Annotated in this window: 15 protein-coding genes and 1 pseudogene; 11 read left to right on the top strand and 5 right to left on the bottom strand. The window is 43.4% G+C overall.

Annotated features, from left to right (window positions below):
* The first annotated feature begins 536 nt into the window (after positions 1-536).
* Positions 537-1,631, top strand: a complete 1,095-nt coding sequence (locus tag BN1546_RS16835) for a glycosyltransferase family 4 protein (protein WP_040102980.1) — start codon at positions 537-539, stop codon at positions 1,629-1,631.
* 123 nt (positions 1,632-1,754) lie between these two features.
* Here BN1546_RS16835 and BN1546_RS16825 read toward each other — a convergent pair.
* Positions 1,755-3,607 (bottom strand): annotated as a pseudogene (locus BN1546_RS16825) (beta-glucoside-specific PTS transporter subunit IIABC).
* Between the two features lie 75 nt (positions 3,608-3,682).
* Complete coding sequence (locus BN1546_RS16820; RefSeq protein ID WP_090738378.1) at positions 3,683-4,963, bottom strand: glycoside hydrolase family 140 protein; 1,281 nt, start codon at positions 4,961-4,963, stop codon at positions 3,683-3,685.
* A gap of 215 nt (positions 4,964-5,178) precedes the next feature.
* On the opposite strand from BN1546_RS16820, the gene BN1546_RS16815 reads away from it, so the two are divergent.
* Entirely contained in the window at positions 5,179-6,210 is a 1,032-nt protein-coding gene (locus BN1546_RS16815) for a LacI family DNA-binding transcriptional regulator (RefSeq protein WP_090739159.1), read from the top strand.
* A 74-nt stretch (positions 6,211-6,284) separates the two neighbouring features.
* On the opposite strand, the gene BN1546_RS16810 is transcribed toward BN1546_RS16815, so the two are convergent.
* Entirely contained in the window at positions 6,285-7,193 is a 909-nt protein-coding gene (locus BN1546_RS16810) for an NAD(P)/FAD-dependent oxidoreductase (protein WP_090738377.1), read from the bottom strand.
* 110 nt (positions 7,194-7,303) lie between these two features.
* Positions 7,304-7,702, bottom strand: coding sequence for an Rrf2 family transcriptional regulator (locus BN1546_RS16805; RefSeq protein WP_013372810.1), 399 nt, complete (start codon positions 7,700-7,702; stop codon positions 7,304-7,306).
* A 158-nt stretch (positions 7,703-7,860) separates the two neighbouring features.
* Here BN1546_RS16805 and BN1546_RS16800 point away from each other — a divergent pair, with 158 nt between their 5' ends.
* From BN1546_RS16800 to BN1546_RS16780, 5 genes are all read left to right on the top strand, one after another.
* Positions 7,861-9,786: a BglG family transcription antiterminator gene (locus BN1546_RS16800; protein WP_090738376.1), complete on the top strand. Its 1,926-nt coding sequence runs from the start codon at positions 7,861-7,863 to the stop codon at positions 9,784-9,786.
* Between the two features lie 200 nt (positions 9,787-9,986).
* Entirely contained in the window at positions 9,987-10,355 is a 369-nt protein-coding gene (locus tag BN1546_RS16795; protein ID WP_090738375.1) for a PTS lactose/cellobiose transporter subunit IIA, read from the top strand.
* 16 nt (positions 10,356-10,371) lie between these two features.
* Complete coding sequence (locus BN1546_RS16790) at positions 10,372-11,667, top strand: PTS sugar transporter subunit IIC (protein WP_025675311.1); 1,296 nt, start codon at positions 10,372-10,374, stop codon at positions 11,665-11,667.
* A gap of 72 nt (positions 11,668-11,739) precedes the next feature.
* On the top strand, positions 11,740-13,176 hold the full coding sequence (locus tag BN1546_RS16785) for a glycoside hydrolase family 1 protein (RefSeq protein WP_090738374.1): 1,437 nt from the start codon (positions 11,740-11,742) through the stop codon (positions 13,174-13,176).
* Positions 13,177-13,206: 30 nt separating this feature from the next.
* Positions 13,207-13,533 (top strand): PTS sugar transporter subunit IIB, encoded by a 327-nt coding sequence (locus BN1546_RS16780; RefSeq protein ID WP_090738373.1) that lies wholly within the window; start codon positions 13,207-13,209, stop codon positions 13,531-13,533.
* 70 nt (positions 13,534-13,603) lie between these two features.
* Here BN1546_RS16780 and BN1546_RS16775 read toward each other — a convergent pair whose 3' ends face one another.
* Entirely contained in the window at positions 13,604-14,533 is a 930-nt protein-coding gene (locus BN1546_RS16775; protein ID WP_090738372.1) for an NAD-dependent epimerase/dehydratase family protein, read from the bottom strand.
* 362 nt (positions 14,534-14,895) lie between these two features.
* On the opposite strand from BN1546_RS16775, the gene BN1546_RS16770 reads away from it, so the two are divergent.
* The 4 genes from BN1546_RS16770 to BN1546_RS16755 all read left to right on the top strand — a co-directional run bounded on the left by BN1546_RS16770 (position 14,896) and on the right by BN1546_RS16755 (position 19,067).
* Positions 14,896-16,098: a glycosyltransferase family 4 protein gene (locus BN1546_RS16770; protein WP_176702336.1), complete on the top strand. Its 1,203-nt coding sequence runs from the start codon at positions 14,896-14,898 to the stop codon at positions 16,096-16,098.
* Positions 16,099-16,342: 244 nt separating this feature from the next.
* Positions 16,343-17,059: a glycosyltransferase gene (locus tag BN1546_RS16765; protein ID WP_090738371.1), complete on the top strand. Its 717-nt coding sequence runs from the start codon at positions 16,343-16,345 to the stop codon at positions 17,057-17,059.
* Positions 17,060-17,071: 12 nt separating this feature from the next.
* Positions 17,072-18,466 (top strand): glycosyltransferase family 2 protein, encoded by a 1,395-nt coding sequence (locus BN1546_RS16760; protein WP_090738370.1) that lies wholly within the window; start codon positions 17,072-17,074, stop codon positions 18,464-18,466.
* A gap of 211 nt (positions 18,467-18,677) precedes the next feature.
* The gene (locus BN1546_RS16755; protein WP_040102968.1) at positions 18,678-19,067 is read left to right on the top strand and encodes a hypothetical protein; all 390 of its coding nucleotides are present in this window, start codon (positions 18,678-18,680) and stop codon (positions 19,065-19,067) included.
* Positions 19,068-19,203 lie beyond the last annotated feature (136 nt).

The following is a 19,203-nucleotide window of genomic DNA, read 5'->3' as shown; positions in this document are numbered from 1 at the left end:
GGAAGCTCAAACCCTTCGCGAAGCGGTCTCCTCGCACTTCATGCTACACTTTTAATTTCTAATGATAATCCCCCACATATAGCTCCAGCTTAACATCACTTAAATAGAAGCTTAAAATAATGTGTCTAAAATGTGAACATAAAATGCCACATCTACTATCATTACGTCTACCGTTGGATACGCCCAGTTAATGAGGTGCTTGAATATATTGTGGAAGGTGAAGAACACAGCATCCGATTAGACCAGCTCCGCTTGTATCATGCCCGTTGGGACGAGTGCATCGCTACGCTTAACAGCATCTTGCCATGCCGCAGGCGCGCTGGGCCGATAAACGCAGTGCACTATATGATCTTGGAGCCCTCGCTTGCTACGAGTTGGGTCTAATGCACAAAGCATGTGAGTTTGCGAAAGAAGCAACAGAGCGCTCCCCGGAAGATTCTCGCCTCAGCCATAATTATGCGCTGATTCGAGCCAGGCTTCCGTAGAAACCCACACCCCGTCCTGTAGGTTGAATAACTTGGTATAAGAGCTTGTGGTTGGCAAAGGAGGTTTTTGATATCAAAGTTCTATTTACTTTTTATATACCGAGCGGTGGCGTGGAAACCTTGAACCGTCAACGCTGTAGAGCGCTCATTCAGGACGGGATTGAATGTCATCTTCTCTATTATCGGCAGGGTACAGGGATGCAAAACCTGCACGGCGATATTCCGGTGTTCATGACTTCCTCTGAAGAAGAAATTCGAAATCTGGTGGAATCTCATCGGTACGATGCAATTATTGTCTCTTCGGACTATCCTATGCTCCCCAGACTGCGAATGTTGGGCTACCAAGGGATACTAATCTATGAATCACAGGGCTTTGGCACTCACGAAGAAGCAGCAAGGATTGTCGCAGATGCCGTTCCGTATCTTCATAACCATGCCAATGCGGTACTTCTACCGGAAACAACTCACCTCGTACAGCTATTTTCCAGCATATGTCCATGGCTTAATCGTTTTGTATTCCCAAATGTTCTGGATACTAACGTATTTAATTATGTACCTAACACTCCCCCGGCTAATCCGGTCATTGCATGGGTTGGGCGATTGGAGCCCAATAAAAATTGGAGGCATTTTGTCGACATCTCTTACTGGATGCTAAAAAATCGTGCCGATCTTCGGATTTGGATGTTCTATGATGACACCTTGTCTCAGCCAGAGGATAAAATACAATTCGAGGACATGCTTGCTCAGCTTGGTATGTCCTCGATTATCGAGCGTCTTAAAAGCGTACCTCATGCTAAAATGCCTTTGTATTATTCCATGATTGGCGACTCAGGCGGGTATCTGCTCTCGACTTCGCTGGTGGAAGGATTCGGCTATGCGGTAGCTGAGGCGATGGCCTGTCGTTGTCCGGTGTTAAGCTCTGATTCAGACGGGGTACGAGCATTCATTGATCACAATGAAACCGGTAAATTTTATCAGCAGGGAGACATTTTACAGGCGGTACTGCAAGGACTGGAACTGATGAACAACGTACCTCATCGCGAATCTATCCGCCAGAAGGGGCGTACACGGATCGTTAACCTGTTGGCGCCGGATAAATATGTGCGCTCCTTCCGACAGATGATGAACTCGTTGGGGGTATGGTAACCTGTTATTGTAGTACATGCTGCAAAATCTGTTTCCATATTCAAAAAAGCTGACGACAACCCTATTTTTACACAGGGTTATCGTCAGCTTGATGAGTTATCTCTCTATTATTGTATTGGGATTCTATCTGATCCTCAATAAGCGATCTCCTACATGAATATCCTTAGATTCTTCAGCTAAGATATCTGTGTACACCGCAGTATTGGTTACAATAACAGAGGTGGTGAGATCATATCCTTCATTCACTATAGCTTTTGGATCAAATTCAACCAGCTTGTCCCCTTTTTGAATCGTATCTCCTTCAGACACAAAAGAAGTGAAATGTTTTCCTTTCAAGCTGACCGTATTAATTCCAAAGTGAATGAGCAGTTCAACTCCATCCTCAGAGATCAGTCCAATCGCATGTTTTGTTTTGAAAACGGTAACAACAGTTCCGTTAAAAGGTGCGTAAGCTACTCCTTCTAGGGGGATAATCGCGACTCCCTGACCCATCGAACCACTGGAGAAAGCCTCATCTTTCACTGCGGTCAAACGAATCAATTCACCGTTTAAAGGACTGAATACCGTTTTTTCTTCCTCTTTGCTTTCATTTGCAATTTTAATATCAGGCGAAGGTTTTGCATTTTTATAGCCGAAAAGATAGGTCAGTATAAATCCGACTACAAAAGCTACAACCAAAGATATGATAAAGCCTATGAAGCCTGTATCTATCCCCTTTGGATTAATGAATAAAGGTATACCAAAATCCCGCCTGAAGCAAATCCATATGCTGTTGAGCCGAGTAAGCCCGCTACAGCTCCTCCTATACCCCCAGCGATCGAGGCTAAAATAAACGGTTTTTTGGTAGGTAGCGTAACTCCGTAAATAGCTGGTTCCGTAACCCCCATCAAACCCGCGATTGTGGCAGAAGTGGCAATGGGTTTTAATTTGGGGTCCCGTGATTTCAAAGCAATGGCAAAAGCCGCACCTGTTTGCGCAAACGTAGTACAGAACAGCATACCGTTAATCGGATCAAAACCGTTCGTAACTACATTATTCAGGAGAATCGGAATGAACGCCCAATGCAAGCCGAAGATAATAATGCCCTGCCAGGACCCGGCTAGAATGAGACCAGCTATAGCCGGACTTAACTCGTAAATCCACATGGAGCCTTTGGCTAACCCATCGCTGATTATAGTTGCTATCGGCCCGACAATCAGAAAAACAATCGGTGATATAATGACCAAGGTCAGAAAAGGCACAATGAACATTTTAATGGAAGCAGGTGCATACTTACTTATAAATTTTTCAACCTTAGCTGCCAAGAACGCCCCAATAATGATAGGTATAACAGAAGAAGTATAATTAATCAGAACGACAGGTATGGTCAAAAACGACAGTGCCGTTTTATCCGTAAAGGCGGAAGTCATGGTTGGGTACACCAAGGCGGCCCCTAAAACAGCAGACAGATACGGGTTTCCTCCGAATTTTTTACCTGCTGAAAACCCTAGAATAACCGGAAAGAAATAAAACATAGCGTCTGCTGTTGCATATAAAATTTTATACGTACCCATCTGATCAGTCATCCAGCCCAGAGATGTGCATAAGGCCAACAGTCCTTTTAAAATCCCGACAGCGGCGAGCACGCCAACAACAGGCATAAACACACCTGAGATTACATCGACAAATCGACTGAACAGGCTCGCTGTTTCATTCTTTTGATCGTCTTCAGCAGCCTGGTCTCCAGGCTTTACTCCCATCGTATCCAAAAGAGCCTCGTATACTTTGGGAACCTCATTCCCGATCACCACCTGGAATTGGCCGCCACTTTCCACGACGGTAATAACACCGTCAATCTGTTTGATTTTTTCTTTATCTGGCAATTGATTATCCTTCAGTTTGAATCTCAAACGAGTGACACAGTGAATGACACTGTTCACATTTTCGTTTCCCCCCACCGATCTAAGCACTTCTTTGGCTGTCTTTTGGTAATCCATCATGATCACTCCTACTTGGATGCGTTATCTACTTTTCTACTCCACCTGTTGCCTTACTCCTATTCTTCTCCTGTTTTATTTCGTTCCGATGATCACAACATCACTTTTAAAACCATGCATATCAATGACAGATTGATCAGCCTGGGCATCTACCTCCGTTTGGGCAAATCGTCTCTCCGCTAAATCAATGGTTATAAACTTGTAGTCCTGTAAATTCATACTTAGCCGCACCTTCGTGTTAACCGGGATATACAAGACGATGGTATTCTCGTTCCCCGCAGCTCTGATCTCCTCTGTCTTGTTTAAAACAATATCCAGCGGCTTTATGCCGATCAGATTGTACATTTCAAATAAATATTTAATAAAGGAATAATCCCATGCGCCCTCAAAACGCAGTGCCGTTCTCCAATCATAGGGACTATCAAAGCCCTCTCCTTCTACAATTCCGAACTTCTTGCCTTTTTTATGCCAGCTCCAAATGCCATGCGCTCCATAGGTAATTCCCGCTCCCCCGCCTGCGAGTAGACTTTGCCATGCTGCTTTTCTAGCATCCAGTGCGGTGTATCTACCATACACATTGCGGCTGTAACTGATCTGTTCATAGCAAGGTTCTCCATTGATGACGGGACGGATCTCCGGCTTGTGGTAAAAATGCTGGGCAATCTCGTGGGCGACATGCTGAAACTGAGAATTATGTCCTGATTGATACATATAAAATCCAAGACCCTTGTGTTGCTCAAAAGCTTCAGGAATTTCCCTCAATCTTCCTTGGATATGCAGTGCAGTTAGGCTTGCCGGGCTTAATTGCTGTACCGTTTCCAGCGCCTTCAAATAGTATGCATTAGCACGTTCTGTAGGAAAATCAGTATCCCCGCTGATCAAATAAACAGGCTCGAAGCGGGAATAGCGGTTTACAACATAAGTTACATAGCTTTCAACGCAATCCAGCGGCATTTTATTGCCCTTCTGGAACATTTCAGCCCATGTATCCGGTACATAATTACACCACAGAAGTACCAAGGCTGGAATAAAGCCGCGTTCTACAGCCATCTGGATCATGACTTCTGCCCGGTCAAAATAGGCTACGCTTAATGTGTGATAGTCGAAATCTCCATTTTCCAGTAATGCAAACGGTTGTAGATTCAGGCCTGATTCGCTGGCATCCCATTGCCGGAGCATGTTGATTTGCAAAACGTTGAATCCCTGCATCTTTCGATAGTCCAGGTAATCGCTCCACTCTTCAATCGTGGCGTTGGTAAATACGCTCCAGACGGTATCTGCCAAGTAAAAGAAAGGCTTGTCCTTTTCCACAAAACTTCTTTGATTTTTAGCAATACTTAAACTCAAATAAATCACCCTTTCGCTCATAAACAAAACTAAACTAATGTATAATTTTATACGATATAGAATAAAATAAACTAAATAAAGCGTTCACAATTGAATATTAACACTATGTATCTGAAAAGGTCAACTCATTTTATATATCATTTGTTTAGTTTAATTTATAAACTAAACTTTATTATATAATCATGATATAATTTATATAGTTTAGTCCAATGGGAGGTTCCATGTTGAAAATAGATGATATTGCAAAGCTTGCCGGTGTTTCAAAATCAGCCGTCTCTTTAGCATTTAATAACAAACCCGGTGTTAGCGAAGAAACCAAAGAGCATATTTTAAGAATTGCCCACGAGCATGGATATAGACCACGTACCATGAAGTCAAATAAGGAATTTACGAAGAGTCACCATGTCATTCGTTTTGTTGCATGCAAAAATACAGGCATCGTGACCGAGCAATATGAATCACTTCCATTTTTCAATGAATTGATCCATCATATTACCAATCAAGTGAGAGAACATGGAAATACTTTGATTTTTTCATCATTTGATAGCCATAGCCTGGAGGCAGAGTTGTCTGCTCTGGAAAAGGACCAGCCTTCTTCAGGTATACTTCTGCTGGGCACCAATCTAACTGCCGAGATTATTCATTCCTTACAATCTATTCATTCCAATATCGTAGTTTTGGATACCTGCTTTGAACACGTTGATGCCAGTTTTGTATCTATTAATAACTATCTTGGAGGGTACCAGGCAGGCCAATATTTAATCCAGTCCGGTCACAGAAATATAGGATACGTACAATCCAGTACCAGAATTCTTAACTTTACAAAACGAAAAGAGGGGTTCATGGCTGCTTTAGAGGAGCACAATCTTGCCATAGGTCACGGGCTTACCTTTGATATGCATCCGATGCTTGTAATGTCACAGGAATCATTTAAAACAGCTATTCATGACCTGAATGAGCTGCCTTCAGCCCTATTTTGTGAGAATGATTATATGGCAATCAGTGCTATTAAAACGTTTCAGGAAATGAACATTCGAGTGCCTGAACAAATTTCTGTCATGGGGTTTGATAATATTCATGAAGCCAAGGTCATTAGCCCGGAACTCACAACCATTCATGTGAAAAAGGATATTTTGGCCCGAACGGCTGTAAATTTGCTGATGGAAAGACTTAATCACAATCAGGAGCATCATACTCAGGTTCTCGTGAATACAGAGGTTATTGAAAGAAGGTCTTGTATAGACGCAGAATTATAATCAAGTGAATAGAAAAAGGCCGCCTATATGGCGGCCTTTTCCAGCATCCGATTCACATCGAACATTTCAAATGCTCAACACTCGTTGAAATCTTCCTCTGTCAAATCCAGATTTACGCTCGCAGCAGTTCGACTGCCGTCGGCCGCAGCAAAAATCAACTGAGAAGGCATGAAGTACGAAGAATCCCCGGCAGCATATACACCAGGTATGGAGGTTCTCCCCGCTCCATCCGTTTGGATCCCGCCCGACTCTGTCCTTTCACAGCCCAAATCTCCTCCAAACGGTGTACTTTGTACAAATCGGGGGGTCACAAAGCCGCCGACTCTCGGGACTTGAGTGCCGTCCGTAAAGGACGCATACTCCAGCTGCCCGTGGTGACCGATGAACGCTGCAACAGGCTGCTCCATGACCACGACTCCTTTAGATTGAAGTCGTTCTTTTTGCTCGTCCGACAAGAATGCCTGACCGTTCGTGCAGACAAGCAAATCCTTACTCCAGTTCAGGAGCAGTTTGGCTGTATGATATATAGCTGGCGACTCAGAGACGAGGACAAGCGGTTGATCCCGTAGCTCCCAGCCATCGCAATAAGGGCAATTAAACAAACTTTTCCCGTAAAACGTATAAAAACCTTCGATCTCAGGGAATACCTCCTTTACGCCCGTCGCCAGTATCAATTTTCGCGTTTGAATACGAAGGCCTGAAGAATCAAACACCTCGAATATGGATTCTTTTTTCGTAACCGAAATAACCTCGGTTGGCAGATGATGGACAGACGGATAACGTAGTACTTCCTCATAAGCTACACGGCGGAACTCGGCCGGCGTTACGCCGTCTCTCGTAATGAAACCGTGCGACGCATGCGTAACCGCATTTCTGGGTCGGTTATTATCGATCAAAGCCACACTTCTCCTTGCCCTGCCAAGCACAAGGGCTGCATTCAATCCGGCGGGCCCTCCGCCAATAATAGCGCAATCGTACAACATACATTCAGCTCCTTTTCAAGGATATTAAAGACTCTTTATATCTATAATAAAAACAAAAAAACACTTCATATCACTGACAACCACCCTCTTTCTATATCTAGCCGTTACCTTTATATTTGCGCTTGCTTTTGCGCCAAATCGACCAATTTTGTATTTTTAAGATGGCTCTCCATTTTCTCCTCCGCTTCCCTCATTACAGCTTGAATCAGACATTCTGATCCATGGACAAAGTCACATTCAAACAAAGAATTCGTCCCTTCAATCGCATGAATGATATCCAAAAAGGTAATATCGTCTTTATTGCGGGATAAGCGATAGCCTCCATTGGCTCCAGAGACCGATTCGATCATCCCCGCCTTCACAAGCCTCGTCAAAATTTTTGAAAGATACGTAGGTGAGACTTGTTGCGCTTCGGCCAATTGCTGAACACCTATAGGCTTCACCGACGAATCCGTAACAAGCATAAGCATGGTATGCAGAGCATAATTGGTTGCTTTGGTAAATTTCATAACTACACCTCAATCACAGACTTATTGTATCTATAATATCTTTGAATATACTGGGGTGTCAAGATCATAGGTGATTTGTGCTGTGGTTAGTTCTTCTTTTGGTTACGCTCTAAGCATTGTATACTGTTCATCAGAACAGCTCAGAAAGGGGGTTCGTTTTGCGTATTTTTGATATTCTACGTATATTGGTTGCTGAACAGATGATCAAGGGTGAACATTTGGCGAATGCATTGAAGGTATCTTCTCGAACCATACGAACAGATGTAAAGGAATTGAATGCACTGTTGTCACGGCATGGAGCGGCTGTCAAACCCCTTAAAGGAACAGGCTACAGGCTAGAGATTCAGGACGAACAAGCATTTCATCATCTGCTAAAGCAATTAAAGGACTATGAAAACAATGTGCCCCATCTATTAGCGAGTTCTTCTGAAGCCAGACATCGTTTTTTAATAAAAAAACTGCTGCTTACTCATGCATACGTCAAACTTGATGATTTAGCTGAGATGCTGTATGTTAGCCGATCTACTTTACAGAATGACCTCAAAGAAGTGCGGAAATTACTGTCAACTTATGGACTATCTCTGGAGAACAGACCGTATCATGGTATTCGAATTAAGGGTAATGAGGCCAAGCTGCGTTATTGCATTTCCGACTATATATTTAACAGGACAGATGAAATAGGCGGGCAACAGATGCCCCACCCTTCTTTGATCTCTAACGAAGAGCTGGAACTCATAAGAGAAGTGATTCTGGAGCGGATTGAGTATCATGATATTCAGTTGTCAGACATTGCCCTGAATAATCTGGTCATCCATATCGCTATAGCATGTAAGCGTATTCGCGAAGAGAAGTATGTCTCGTATTATCCACAAGAGATGAAAAAAATCGAAGCGCAAAAAGAGTTTAGGGTCGCGACTGAGATCGTATCTGCTCTGGAACAGAACATGAAACACTCCTTTCCACTTGTTGAAATTGCGTACATTGCTGTGCACTTGCTGGGTGTAAGGACCGTTGTCAGGGTCCATATGGATGAAGTAGAGATTAAAAAAATTATTGATAAAAATATTTACGAACTGACGATCGAAATATTAGACCGAATCGATCAGCAATTGAACATGAATATTCAAAACGATCAAGAATTGCTGATTGCATTTTGCCTTCATCTCAAACCAGTCCTGAATCGTTATCAATACGGAATGAATTTGCGCAACCCCATGCTGGATGAAATCAAAGCCCATTACCCGCTTGCTTTTGAAGCAGGCATCATTGCTGCGGAAGTTATCAAACAGCGACTTCATATACACATCGAGGACAATGAAATTGGGTATTTAGCCATTCATATCGGAGTCGCAATGGAGAGAAAGAAAATGGAGGGCACACCCAAAAGATGTATGATCGTATGTGCTTCCGGACTCGGCAGCGCAAAGCTGCTGTACTACAAGCTTCAATCCGTTTTCGGTTCCAGGCTGGAGATCGTAGGAACTACTGAATTTTATAAGCTGAGGCAAATGCCGTTGGATGCATTGGACTTTATTATTAGTACGATCCCCATATCAGAACCGCTTTCTATCCCCATGATCCATGTGAATACATTTTTGGGCAGTTCGGATATTACTAAAATTGAACAAGCCATCTCAGAGTCAAAACTTCCTGCTGTACAGTATATTCGAAAAAAATTGATCTTTCTTCAGCAGAAGTTTGATAACAAACGGCAGGCACTTGAATTCATAGCCGAAAAGATACAAGAAGCAGGTCTTGTAAAAGGTCCTTTGTTGCAATCTGTGATAGAGCGTGAAGCTGTTTCCCCCACTTCATTTGGCAACTTTGTCGCGATTCCGCATCCGCTGGAACCTTTTGCTGATTCCACGTTTTGGGCCATTTGTACATTACAAAAAGCTATCGACTGGGATGGCAAGCCCGTACAGTTTATTTGCATGCTCTGCATACAGCGCACCAAATCAGAAGATTTACAAAGTATGTATCATATTTTGCTTAACATTTTAAATCATGAAAAGCTAGTCCAGCAGCTTATTCGCTGCAAAACATACACGGAATTCGTAGAGGTGCTGCATAAAAATAGTTGAAAATTAGCAGGATGCAAGTAAAGGAGAAATCAGAAGCCTATATGGCAGGGATTTCTCTCTTTTTATGTTTAGTAATAGAGATATCAACTAGAAAGACCGATTGATTTCCGTTAAGAAGAGGAAATAATATGCGTTATGTTGAAAGCGATTCCAAATTATAATGGCGATACGAGCAAATGAATGAAAGGAGTCAAGAACATATGAATAATGATGAATCAGTAGAACACGCTGTGAACATGGAGGACATGGATGATACAGAGATCGTATTCCAAATTATATTATACGCTGGGAATGCGCGCAGCTCGGCGATGGAAGCGATTGAGCTTGCAAAGGCGGGCAAATTTCGGGAATCCAAAGAAGAATTGGCCTCTGCTAAAAAAGAACTGGTGTCTTCCCACAAAATTCAAACCAGAATCATTCGTAAGGAAGCAGCCGGTGCAAAAACAGAGATGTCGGTCATGATGGTGCATGCCCAAGATCATTTGATGAATGCCATCACCATTCACGATATGGCCTCAGAATTTATAGACCTGTATGAACGCATTGATCAGCTCGGATTAAAATCGTAGAGGGAGGGCGCTAGCCATGGCTTTCAAAGACAAACTGATCGATGGTCTCACCTCGGTGGCAAATGCAATTAACAATTTTAAATATATAATAGCAATCAAATCAGCTTTTATCACCTTAATGCCTGTTATTATTGTGGGTGCTTTTGCTGTACTGATCTCCAATATGGTCATGGACCCAGTCAATGGTCTGGCCCATTTTAAGCCATTCTCATTCCTGGCAGAGTACAAACCGATTTTCTCAAGCATTAACTATGCCAGCTTGAATATCCTCACCATTCTAGCTATTTTTATGATTGGCCTGGAGCTAGGAAAAATTAATGGAGAGAAAAATCTTTTTCCTGGTTTACTTGCCCTCATCTGTTTTATCTCTGTGACCCCAACCACAATCGAGCTGATGGTTAACGGAGAAATGCAAAAAGTAACGGACGTCATCGCCCGTCAATTCACAGACACCAAAAGCTTATTTTTGGGTATTTTCATAAGTATCCTATCCGTTGAGCTATACAACAAACTGGGCAAGTCCGATAAGCTAAAGATTAAAATGCCTGAAAGTGTTCCCAGCAATGTAGCCGTTTCTTTCTCCGCACTCATCCCTTCCATTATTACGGTAACTGTTTTCTCGATGCTTGGATTCTTTTTCCATAAATTTACGGGGCTCTACCTGTACGATGCTGTCTATAATGTGGTGCAACAACCTCTGGAGACCATAGTCCAAGGGCTGCCAGGTATACTGGTACTCATGCTGGTTGCGCAAACCTTCTGGGTGATCGGTATTCACGGAAACCAAATGGTAAAGCCCATCCGTGAACCTCTGCTGCTTGGAGCGATTACGGTCAACATGACTGCATATGATCAAGGGCTCCCCATTCCGAACATTATTACGATGCCTTTCTGGGATGTATATATGAGTATTGGAGGTTCAGGAGTTACGCTGGCCCTTTTGATCAGTATTATGATCGCTTCCAAGCGTGAGGATATGAAGGAAATTACCAAGCTTTCACTTGGGCCAGGTCTGTTTAATATTAATGAGCCTGTCATTTTCGGACTTCCGATTATGCTGAATCCATTGATGGCGATTCCTTTCATTATAACTCCACTCATCACAGGAACAATTGGTTACTTCTCGACGTTGCTTGGATTCGCAGGTAAAGCTGTCGTTATGGTTCCGTGGACTACACCGCCTATTATTAATGCCTACCTGTCTACAGGTGGAAGCATTGGCGCCGTTGTAACGCAGATTATTTGTATTATGGTAGCCATTATCATCTATTTTCCGTTCGTCAAAATTGCCAACAAGCGAACGACTGAATAATGCGCTACTGTAGAGATACACCCGTAGAGGATCGCCTTGGGGAATTTATAGAATGAAAAGGAGAAGCATGTCATGGCTAAACACACAATACAAATTCCGCCGAATTTTATTATGGGGGCAGCGGCTTCCGCCTGGCAGACAGAGGGCTGGAGCGGTAAACAGGAAGATCAAGACTCGTATCTGGACTTATGGTACAAAAATGACCGCTATGTCTGGCACAATGGATATGGACCCGCAGGTGCAACCGATTTTTATAATCGTTATGCCGAGGATATTGCCCTGATGAAGCAGATTGGGCTAACTCATTATCGCACTTCTATTAATTGGTCCCGCTTCTTAACGGATTATGAGAATATTGTGGTGGATGAAACCTATGCGGATTATATGGGCAGGGTCATTGACGAGTTGATTGCAAGCGGAGTCGAGCCGATGATTTGTCTGGAACACTATGAATTACCTGCTTATTTGCTCGACAAATATGAGGGCTGGTCTTCCAAGCATGTGGTAGAGCTGTTTGTGAAATATGCGGAAAAGGTGTTTGAACGGTACGGGGATCGAGTCAAACACTGGTTTACGTTTAATGAGCCCATTGTTGTACAGACTCGCGTCTATCTGGATGCCCTTCGCTATCCCTATGAACAAAATACGCGGAAGTGGATGCAATGGAACTATAACAAAACGCTGGCTACCGCGAAGTGTGTACAGCTTTTCAAAGTCAAAAATTATAGTGAGAACGGGGCTAAAATAGGGGTAATTCTAAATCCCGAAGTGACTTATGCCCGCTCCAGCGCCCCTCATGACCAGTATGCAGCACATGTGTATGATCTATTTTACAATCGAGTATTTCTGGACCCGCTTATTAAAGGCGAATACCCGCAAGAATTGTTCGAGCTCATGAGCAAGCATGATATTGCCTTTGAAGCTACGGCGGAGGAACTGGCCTTGATTAAGGAAAATACCGTTGACTACGTTGGAATCAATCTCTATTATCCCCACCGGGTCAAAGCGCAGAGTAAAGCGTGGAATGAAAACATTCCTTTTCACCCCTCTTACTACTACGAGCATTTCGAACTTCCGGGTAAAAGAATGAACAAGTCACGGGGCTGGGAAATTTATCCTAAAATTATTTGCGATATGGGAATGCGTATCAAGAACGAATATAACAATATCGAGTGGTTTGTTGCGGAAAATGGTATGGGGATTGAAAATGAAACTGCTTTTAAAAATGAGGAACACATCATTCAGGACGACTATCGCATTGACTTTATAACTGAGCATTTATACTACACGTTACAAGCCGTAGCAGCAGGCTCCAACTGTATAGGTTATATGCTGTGGGCCTTCACAGACAATGTTTCTCCTATGAATGCTTTTAAAAATCGCTATGGACTGGTGGAAATTAACCTGGAAAATGATCGAAGCCGCCATTTGAAGAAATCCGGCTACTGGTATCAAAGTGTTATCAAGGAACGCTTGTTTGTTGCTAATCTGGATGAAGAGTATAAGTAGTTAAAATAAATTTCTGGAGGCGCTTTTGATATGAAAAAAATTATTCTGGCATGCTCTGCGGGGATGTCGACATCCATTCTGGTTTCCAAGATGAAAAAAGAAGCCGCAGCAAGATCCATAGAATTGAACATCGAAGCGATCCCCGAAAGCACTATTAAGGAAGAGCTGGAAGGCATGACAGAGCCAGTGATTGCTATTTTACTCGGACCTCAGGTGCGAATGCGTAAAAAGCCAGTAACTGAAATTGCAGATCCCTATGGCATCCCTGTAGATGTTATTGACACGTTGGCTTACGGTAGAGGAAACGGTGCGGCTGTCCTCGATCAAGCCTTCAAGCTGGCTGGCGAGAACCTATAATTTCTGTTCAAACTGAAAAGAGGCTGAGAGTTCCCTCAGTCTCTTTTTTTGATCCTCGCGCTCGTTAGCCCTAGATGCCTTCTTTGTCTGTGCCCATACTGCTCACGTACGTTTCCTTTAGACCGGCAGAGATTCCGTATAGCGGTTCCCAATGAAGCCAATGTCTGGCGACTGCGTTGCTCAGACAGCTATGGTGAATGTCTCCCGTCCGCGCCGGTGAATACACAGGCCGCACAGACGAACCGTGCAGCTTTAGTAAATCATAGGCCAGCCGATTGATGGACGTCGTTCGTCCCGTACTTACATGCACTGTGCGTTGATCCGCTGCATGTATAGCCGCCATATTGGCTCGGACTACATCCTTGACGTACACAAAGTCACGGGTTTGCGTCCCGTCGCCGTGAATGAGCAAGGGGCTGCCTTTTTTCAGCCGGTCTATAAAAATAGCGACTACACCGCCCTCTCCCTTCGCGGCCTGGCCGGGGCCATACACATTTCCGTAACGCAAAATCGTGTAGTTCAAGCCATACAAGCGATAAAAAAGCCGAATATACGATTCTGCGGTCAGCTTGGACAGCCCGTAGCCTGAAATAGGCTTCACGGGATCGTCTTCCTGAATACATTGCTTTTGCAGCTCTCCGTATACGCCGGATGTGGAGGCAAATATGATTTTCGATACACCCGCTTCACGACAAGCCTGCAACAAATGAATCGTCCCCAGCACATTCACATCCGCATCCTCATCAGGATGATGAATGGAATGCTGCACATCAGCCTGTGCAGCCAAATGAAACACAATGTCCGGGCTTTCCCGAATCAGCAGCGTCCTGGCTTCAGAGCTGCGAATATCTGCAATATGCATGACCGCGCGCGGATCTACATTTGCAGCATTCCCGGTCGTCAGATTATCCAGCACATGTACTCTGATGCCCGAGTCAGCAAGCGCACGTACCAGCTGGGAACCAATAAACCCTGCTCCCCCGGTGACCAAAGCCTTCACTAGTGCCCCTCCTTTCAAACCTGAACGGGTCGGCGCTTGGGCCTTACCAGCAACTACGGAGACAGATGCATCCCTCACGTTGTTATGACAGCATGACAGGCCCATATGTGCTCCCCTCTTCGCATTATTTTATGCGTTGCTCCATAGCTTGGCGCAGGCGCAAGCACACACAGGCACCGAAAACGATCATTTCACACGCATGAGTGCTCACATAAAAATTCAAACTATTATATATGACTACCTTGCAATGAATAATACATGGGTGAATGGTCGTGTCGACAGATAGACATTGCTCATATAGTAAATTACCTATCCAAAGGAGGTGACAATCATACCCGAGAAGTGCATAGGGTATGTAGCCCGTGAGCGTAAAGTCTAAGGTTATGTTATTCTCACATATTTGCCATCCGGCTCGAATGTCGGGTGCCGAGAAATGGCTACTTTTTTTAGCTAAAACCCTTAGCGAGCAGTATGAGGTTGTGCTGGTTGTTCCCTGTTGCGGCATGCTGTCAATAGAAGCAGAAACTAAGGGGATACGTATAGCCATTCAAGATTCTCCACTGCTATGGTCTTTGTATGAATCATCGCCAGCTATGCATCAGGAATTTGCAAAACAAGAATCTTCTAATTACTACCAATCCCTATTAACACTTCTGCACGTTCACAGGCCGGATTGGGTGATGGTTAACACATCGGTTAATGCATTGCCTGCGGCTGCGGCAAAAAAAGCAGGCATTCCCGTTGTTTGGATAATAGACGAAATCTTGTATCCAGGTGCACATCAGATTGATGCAGTACGGATGGTAAATCATTATGCAGATTGGATTATCGGTATATCAGAAGCAGTACTTGCACCTTTTAAGGGTTCAATAGTTAATAATAAAAATAGGCTTATATATCCTTCCTGGAATGATGCTGAATTGCACCCTGAAAGATGGGAGGAAAATCGTCGTTGTCTGAGGGGAGCCCATAATATCGGCGACCACGAAACGCTAATAGGACTCATAAGCGGAATGATCTCCGTCCATAAAGGAATTGATCAATTTATCTATATGGCCGATATGCTAATGTCACACTTTCCTCAAGTGAAATTTCTTATTGCCGGAAGTCCAGAAATAACAGAATACTTCAATAAATGCAAAGTATTGGCGTATTCAACATTAGATCCATCTCGCATTATATTTCATTCGTTCGAAAGCCACATTGAACAATTATACCCTGCGCTTGATATCGTAGTCGTACCTAGCATGATTGATGAAGGCTTTGGAATGACTGCTCTTGAGGGGATGATATTCGGCAAACCAGTAGTTGCTTATGACTCAGCAGGACTTGGTGAGCTACTCAAAAATACGGGGAATGAGAAGTTTTTAGTGCCTAAAGGTGATGTGGGCGGACTTTGGCAAATAGTTGTTGACCTCCTTCAAAATAAAGAGCGCATGTTGGAAATAGGAACTAAAAATCGCAAGGCATCCATAGAATCTTTCGGCATAGATAAATTCCAAAACCGGTTTAATAACTTGCTTCAGGAAATTGACGCTGTCGTTTATGGTTTGAACCAGCAATAAAAAGTTCAATCCAGGTATTCCGAACGTTCTCTTTTAGGATTTTCACCAATTAGATCATAACGTACATCTGAGCACTCTAATCTAAAAAAGGGGCAGTTACATTAATGAGATGTAAATTGCCTCTTTTTCCTTTAAATAAACTCCCCAAAATGAAGTACCACGGGCAATCGTCCACAATTATGAATTCGTTTTAACATACCGTATGGTGGGGAGAAAGCACATGAAGATTGCGGGGTGAGGAAACGTGGAATCGTTGCCGAAAGTGAGTGTCATCATTCCCTTTTTCAACTGTCCGTACGTAGATCAGGCTGTAGCCAGCGTCTTAAATCAAACTTATCCGAATATCGAAATTATTGTTGTAGATGATGGGTCAACTATGCACCAGGAACGTTTGATCCCTTATATGGATCGCATTTATTATCTAGGAAAGATGAACGGCGGCACGGCAACCGCGCTCAATTATGGTATACAAATGTCCACCGGAAAGTATACTGTTTGGCTTAGTTCAGACGATATGTTTTATTCGACCAAAATTGAACGTCAAGTGAATTTTATGGAGCAACATCAAGCCGAGGTCAGTTTCACTGATTATCATGTCATTAACAAAGCAAACGAGGTAATATGTCACAATGCAACTGCCAAATTTACGACAGTACGTTCCTTTATTGAGGCATTTTCTTCCTACTGCCCGTTAAATGGCTGTACGGTGATGATGAAAAAGGATTATGTTCGTAACATTGGATACTTCAATGAGAAGCTGTTATACACTCATGATTATGATTTTTGGATTCGTGTAGTATTGAACCATACAGAATTTCACTATTTAGATGAGCCTCTCACTGCCTACCGTCGTCATGAACAAATGGGTACGGTCCAGCATTACCAAGCTATTGTACAGGAATTAGAAACCATCAGACAGACATATCAGAACCAATTACAAGTGGTTCTGAATACTCTTTAAGGAGAGAATTTTATGCTGGTCAGTATCGTTATCCTTACGTTAAACAACTGGAAACTAACAGAACGGTGTCTGGATAGCATCGTGCGCTACACTACCATTCCTTACGAATTGATCTGTATTGACAATGGATCGACAGACGGTACTCAACATCAACTACGTCGTCGGGAGAATGTACGTTTAATTGAGAATGAAACTAACCGTGGATTTGCAGCAGCTTGTAATCAAGGTATTAAGGCATCTATAGGGGATACTATTCTCCTGCTCAATAATGACACGATGGTATCTCACCATTGGCTGGAAAATTTAATTCATGCACTTTTTAGCTCAGCGGATATTGGCATTGTCGGTCCTGTGTCCAATATGGTGATGCCAATGCAACGCCTTCCCATGTCCTATTCAACCACAGAGACATATCATGAATTCAGCAAAAATTTTAATGTCACTAATCCCTCACTTTGGCGGGATGCAACGGCTTTAAGCGGATTTTGTATGTTGTTCCGTCGTCAATTGATAAGTCAGATCGGGTATTTAGACGAAGCATTCCCGGGAGGTGGCTATGAAGATATTGATTTCGGGTACCGGACACTAAAAAAGGGATTAAGGCTCCTCATCGCAGGAGACAGTCATGTCCATCATGAGGGTAACGCAAGTTTTACACATAATTCAATCGATATAGTTGAATGGGGACAGAGAAATCGCCGAATATTTCTAAGAAAATGGCATTTTAACCCTGAACGCCTCATTTACACATTAGATGAATACTTTTTCCCCGGACAGTTTACTACGGGGCATCCGCATCATCGACCTAAGGATTCTTCCTTACCTAATGGAATACTCATTCGAGACTCCAAAGGAAATATTTATCAAATCGAGAAAGGACTGAAGCGGCCTGTCGAGTCGCTTGATACTTTTCATGCTCTTCATTTTCGTCTTGATCGGGTAATCCAGTTGTCGGATACCACGGTGACCAGCATCCCCGACGGCAAGCCGTTACTGCATAATGGCCAACTTCGAGAGCATTTCCCAGCGGTTTACATCGCCAGAGATCCCATGAACGGTATGCACCTGATCAGCCATGGTCTGCGCTATCCCTTCCGCGATTTCGAATCGTTCCGTTTGCTGGGCTATGAGGTCAACGAATCGATTCCTCTTTCATTCGCGCAGCTGGAGACTTTCCCTATTGGTCCACCTATTGATACCAATGTTTTCGAAGAGCATGAGCTGATCGATTACCGGCTGTATATGGGCCCGGATCACGAACTGTATTATGCAGAGGGCGGATGTTTGCGCCCCATCCCCAGTAACAGAGAGCTTCATGTGTTCAGGTGGCATACACAGCCTCCTATTCCCCTTCCGACGGATGTATTTAACCGAAGCCCACAAGGTCCAATGATCGTGGCTTTATGATGATTAAACTACAGGCTGGTTCTTTATAGAACCAGCCTGTAGTTTAATCATCTTTTCGCGACATACAGCGGTAATAAAAGTCGATGGGCAATGTTAATTGCGGGTATTGGACAAGCCGTGATTCCTTAATTTGTACTAAACACCTCTATATATTAACACACTCTATTACTACTCTTTCTTCATATATTGGTATTACAAGGAGGTGAGAAATATGGCCGTTTTTTCGTTAGGAGCCGTTGAAAACCTTAATCCAGATGGCACTTTCATTTCGAGCTCTGTTGTAATACGTATCAGTAATACAACAGCAGCTCCACTTGTACCCATCATTGTGAATGCGTACAGTGCGCCCGGAAGCCCACCGACAGGTACGGTGTCAATCTTGTATTTCACAACCACATTTGCCCTGGGTGCGCCAAATTCAGTTGTTACACTTACGATTCCTACTGTAGTGCCAGCATATGAAATTAGAGTTTCATCTCCAGTCGCAGCCGGATTCATAAGTGCCATCTCCATTGAGGCTCAAGGAAAAGATGCTGCTGGCAATAACGTACCAGAGCATACATTCCCGTCCGGTGACTGGGAATCGGTATCTATTGTGTAACGGTTTGCATCATGACAAAGTATTATTTTCCTAACTAAGATGACTCTCCCTACCATCACTAGTGATTTGTAATTGGCCTGTGAATCTGCGTGCTCTATACAGGCACTGCAGGTCACAGGCTGAAAATTTTTCAATA

The sequence above is a fragment of the Paenibacillus sp. Mc5Re-14 genome (assembly GCF_001049835.1).
GTDB classification, from domain to species: Bacteria; Bacillota; Bacilli; order Paenibacillales; family Paenibacillaceae; genus Paenibacillus; species Paenibacillus polymyxa_C.
Note: the sequence above shows the minus strand (reverse complement) of the source record. Positions and strands in the feature narration are given on the sequence as shown.

Excerpts from the sequence above, each read along its gene's own strand:
- BN1546_RS16810 (WP_090738377.1), bottom strand. The coding sequence starts at position 7,193 with ATGTTGTACGATTGCGCTATTATTGGCGGAGGGCCCGCCGGATTGAAT.
- BN1546_RS16805 (WP_013372810.1), bottom strand. The coding sequence starts at position 7,702 with ATGAAATTTACCAAAGCAACCAATTATGCTCTGCATACCATGCTTATG.
- BN1546_RS16795 (WP_090738375.1), top strand. The coding sequence starts at position 9,987 with ATGAATAATGATGAATCAGTAGAACACGCTGTGAACATGGAGGACATG.
- BN1546_RS16790 (WP_025675311.1), top strand. The coding sequence starts at position 10,372 with ATGGCTTTCAAAGACAAACTGATCGATGGTCTCACCTCGGTGGCAAAT.
- BN1546_RS16785 (WP_090738374.1), top strand. The coding sequence starts at position 11,740 with ATGGCTAAACACACAATACAAATTCCGCCGAATTTTATTATGGGGGCA.
- BN1546_RS16780 (WP_090738373.1), top strand. The coding sequence starts at position 13,207 with ATGAAAAAAATTATTCTGGCATGCTCTGCGGGGATGTCGACATCCATT.
- BN1546_RS16760 (WP_090738370.1), top strand. The coding sequence starts at position 17,072 with ATGCTGGTCAGTATCGTTATCCTTACGTTAAACAACTGGAAACTAACA.
- BN1546_RS16755 (WP_040102968.1), top strand. The coding sequence starts at position 18,678 with ATGGCCGTTTTTTCGTTAGGAGCCGTTGAAAACCTTAATCCAGATGGC.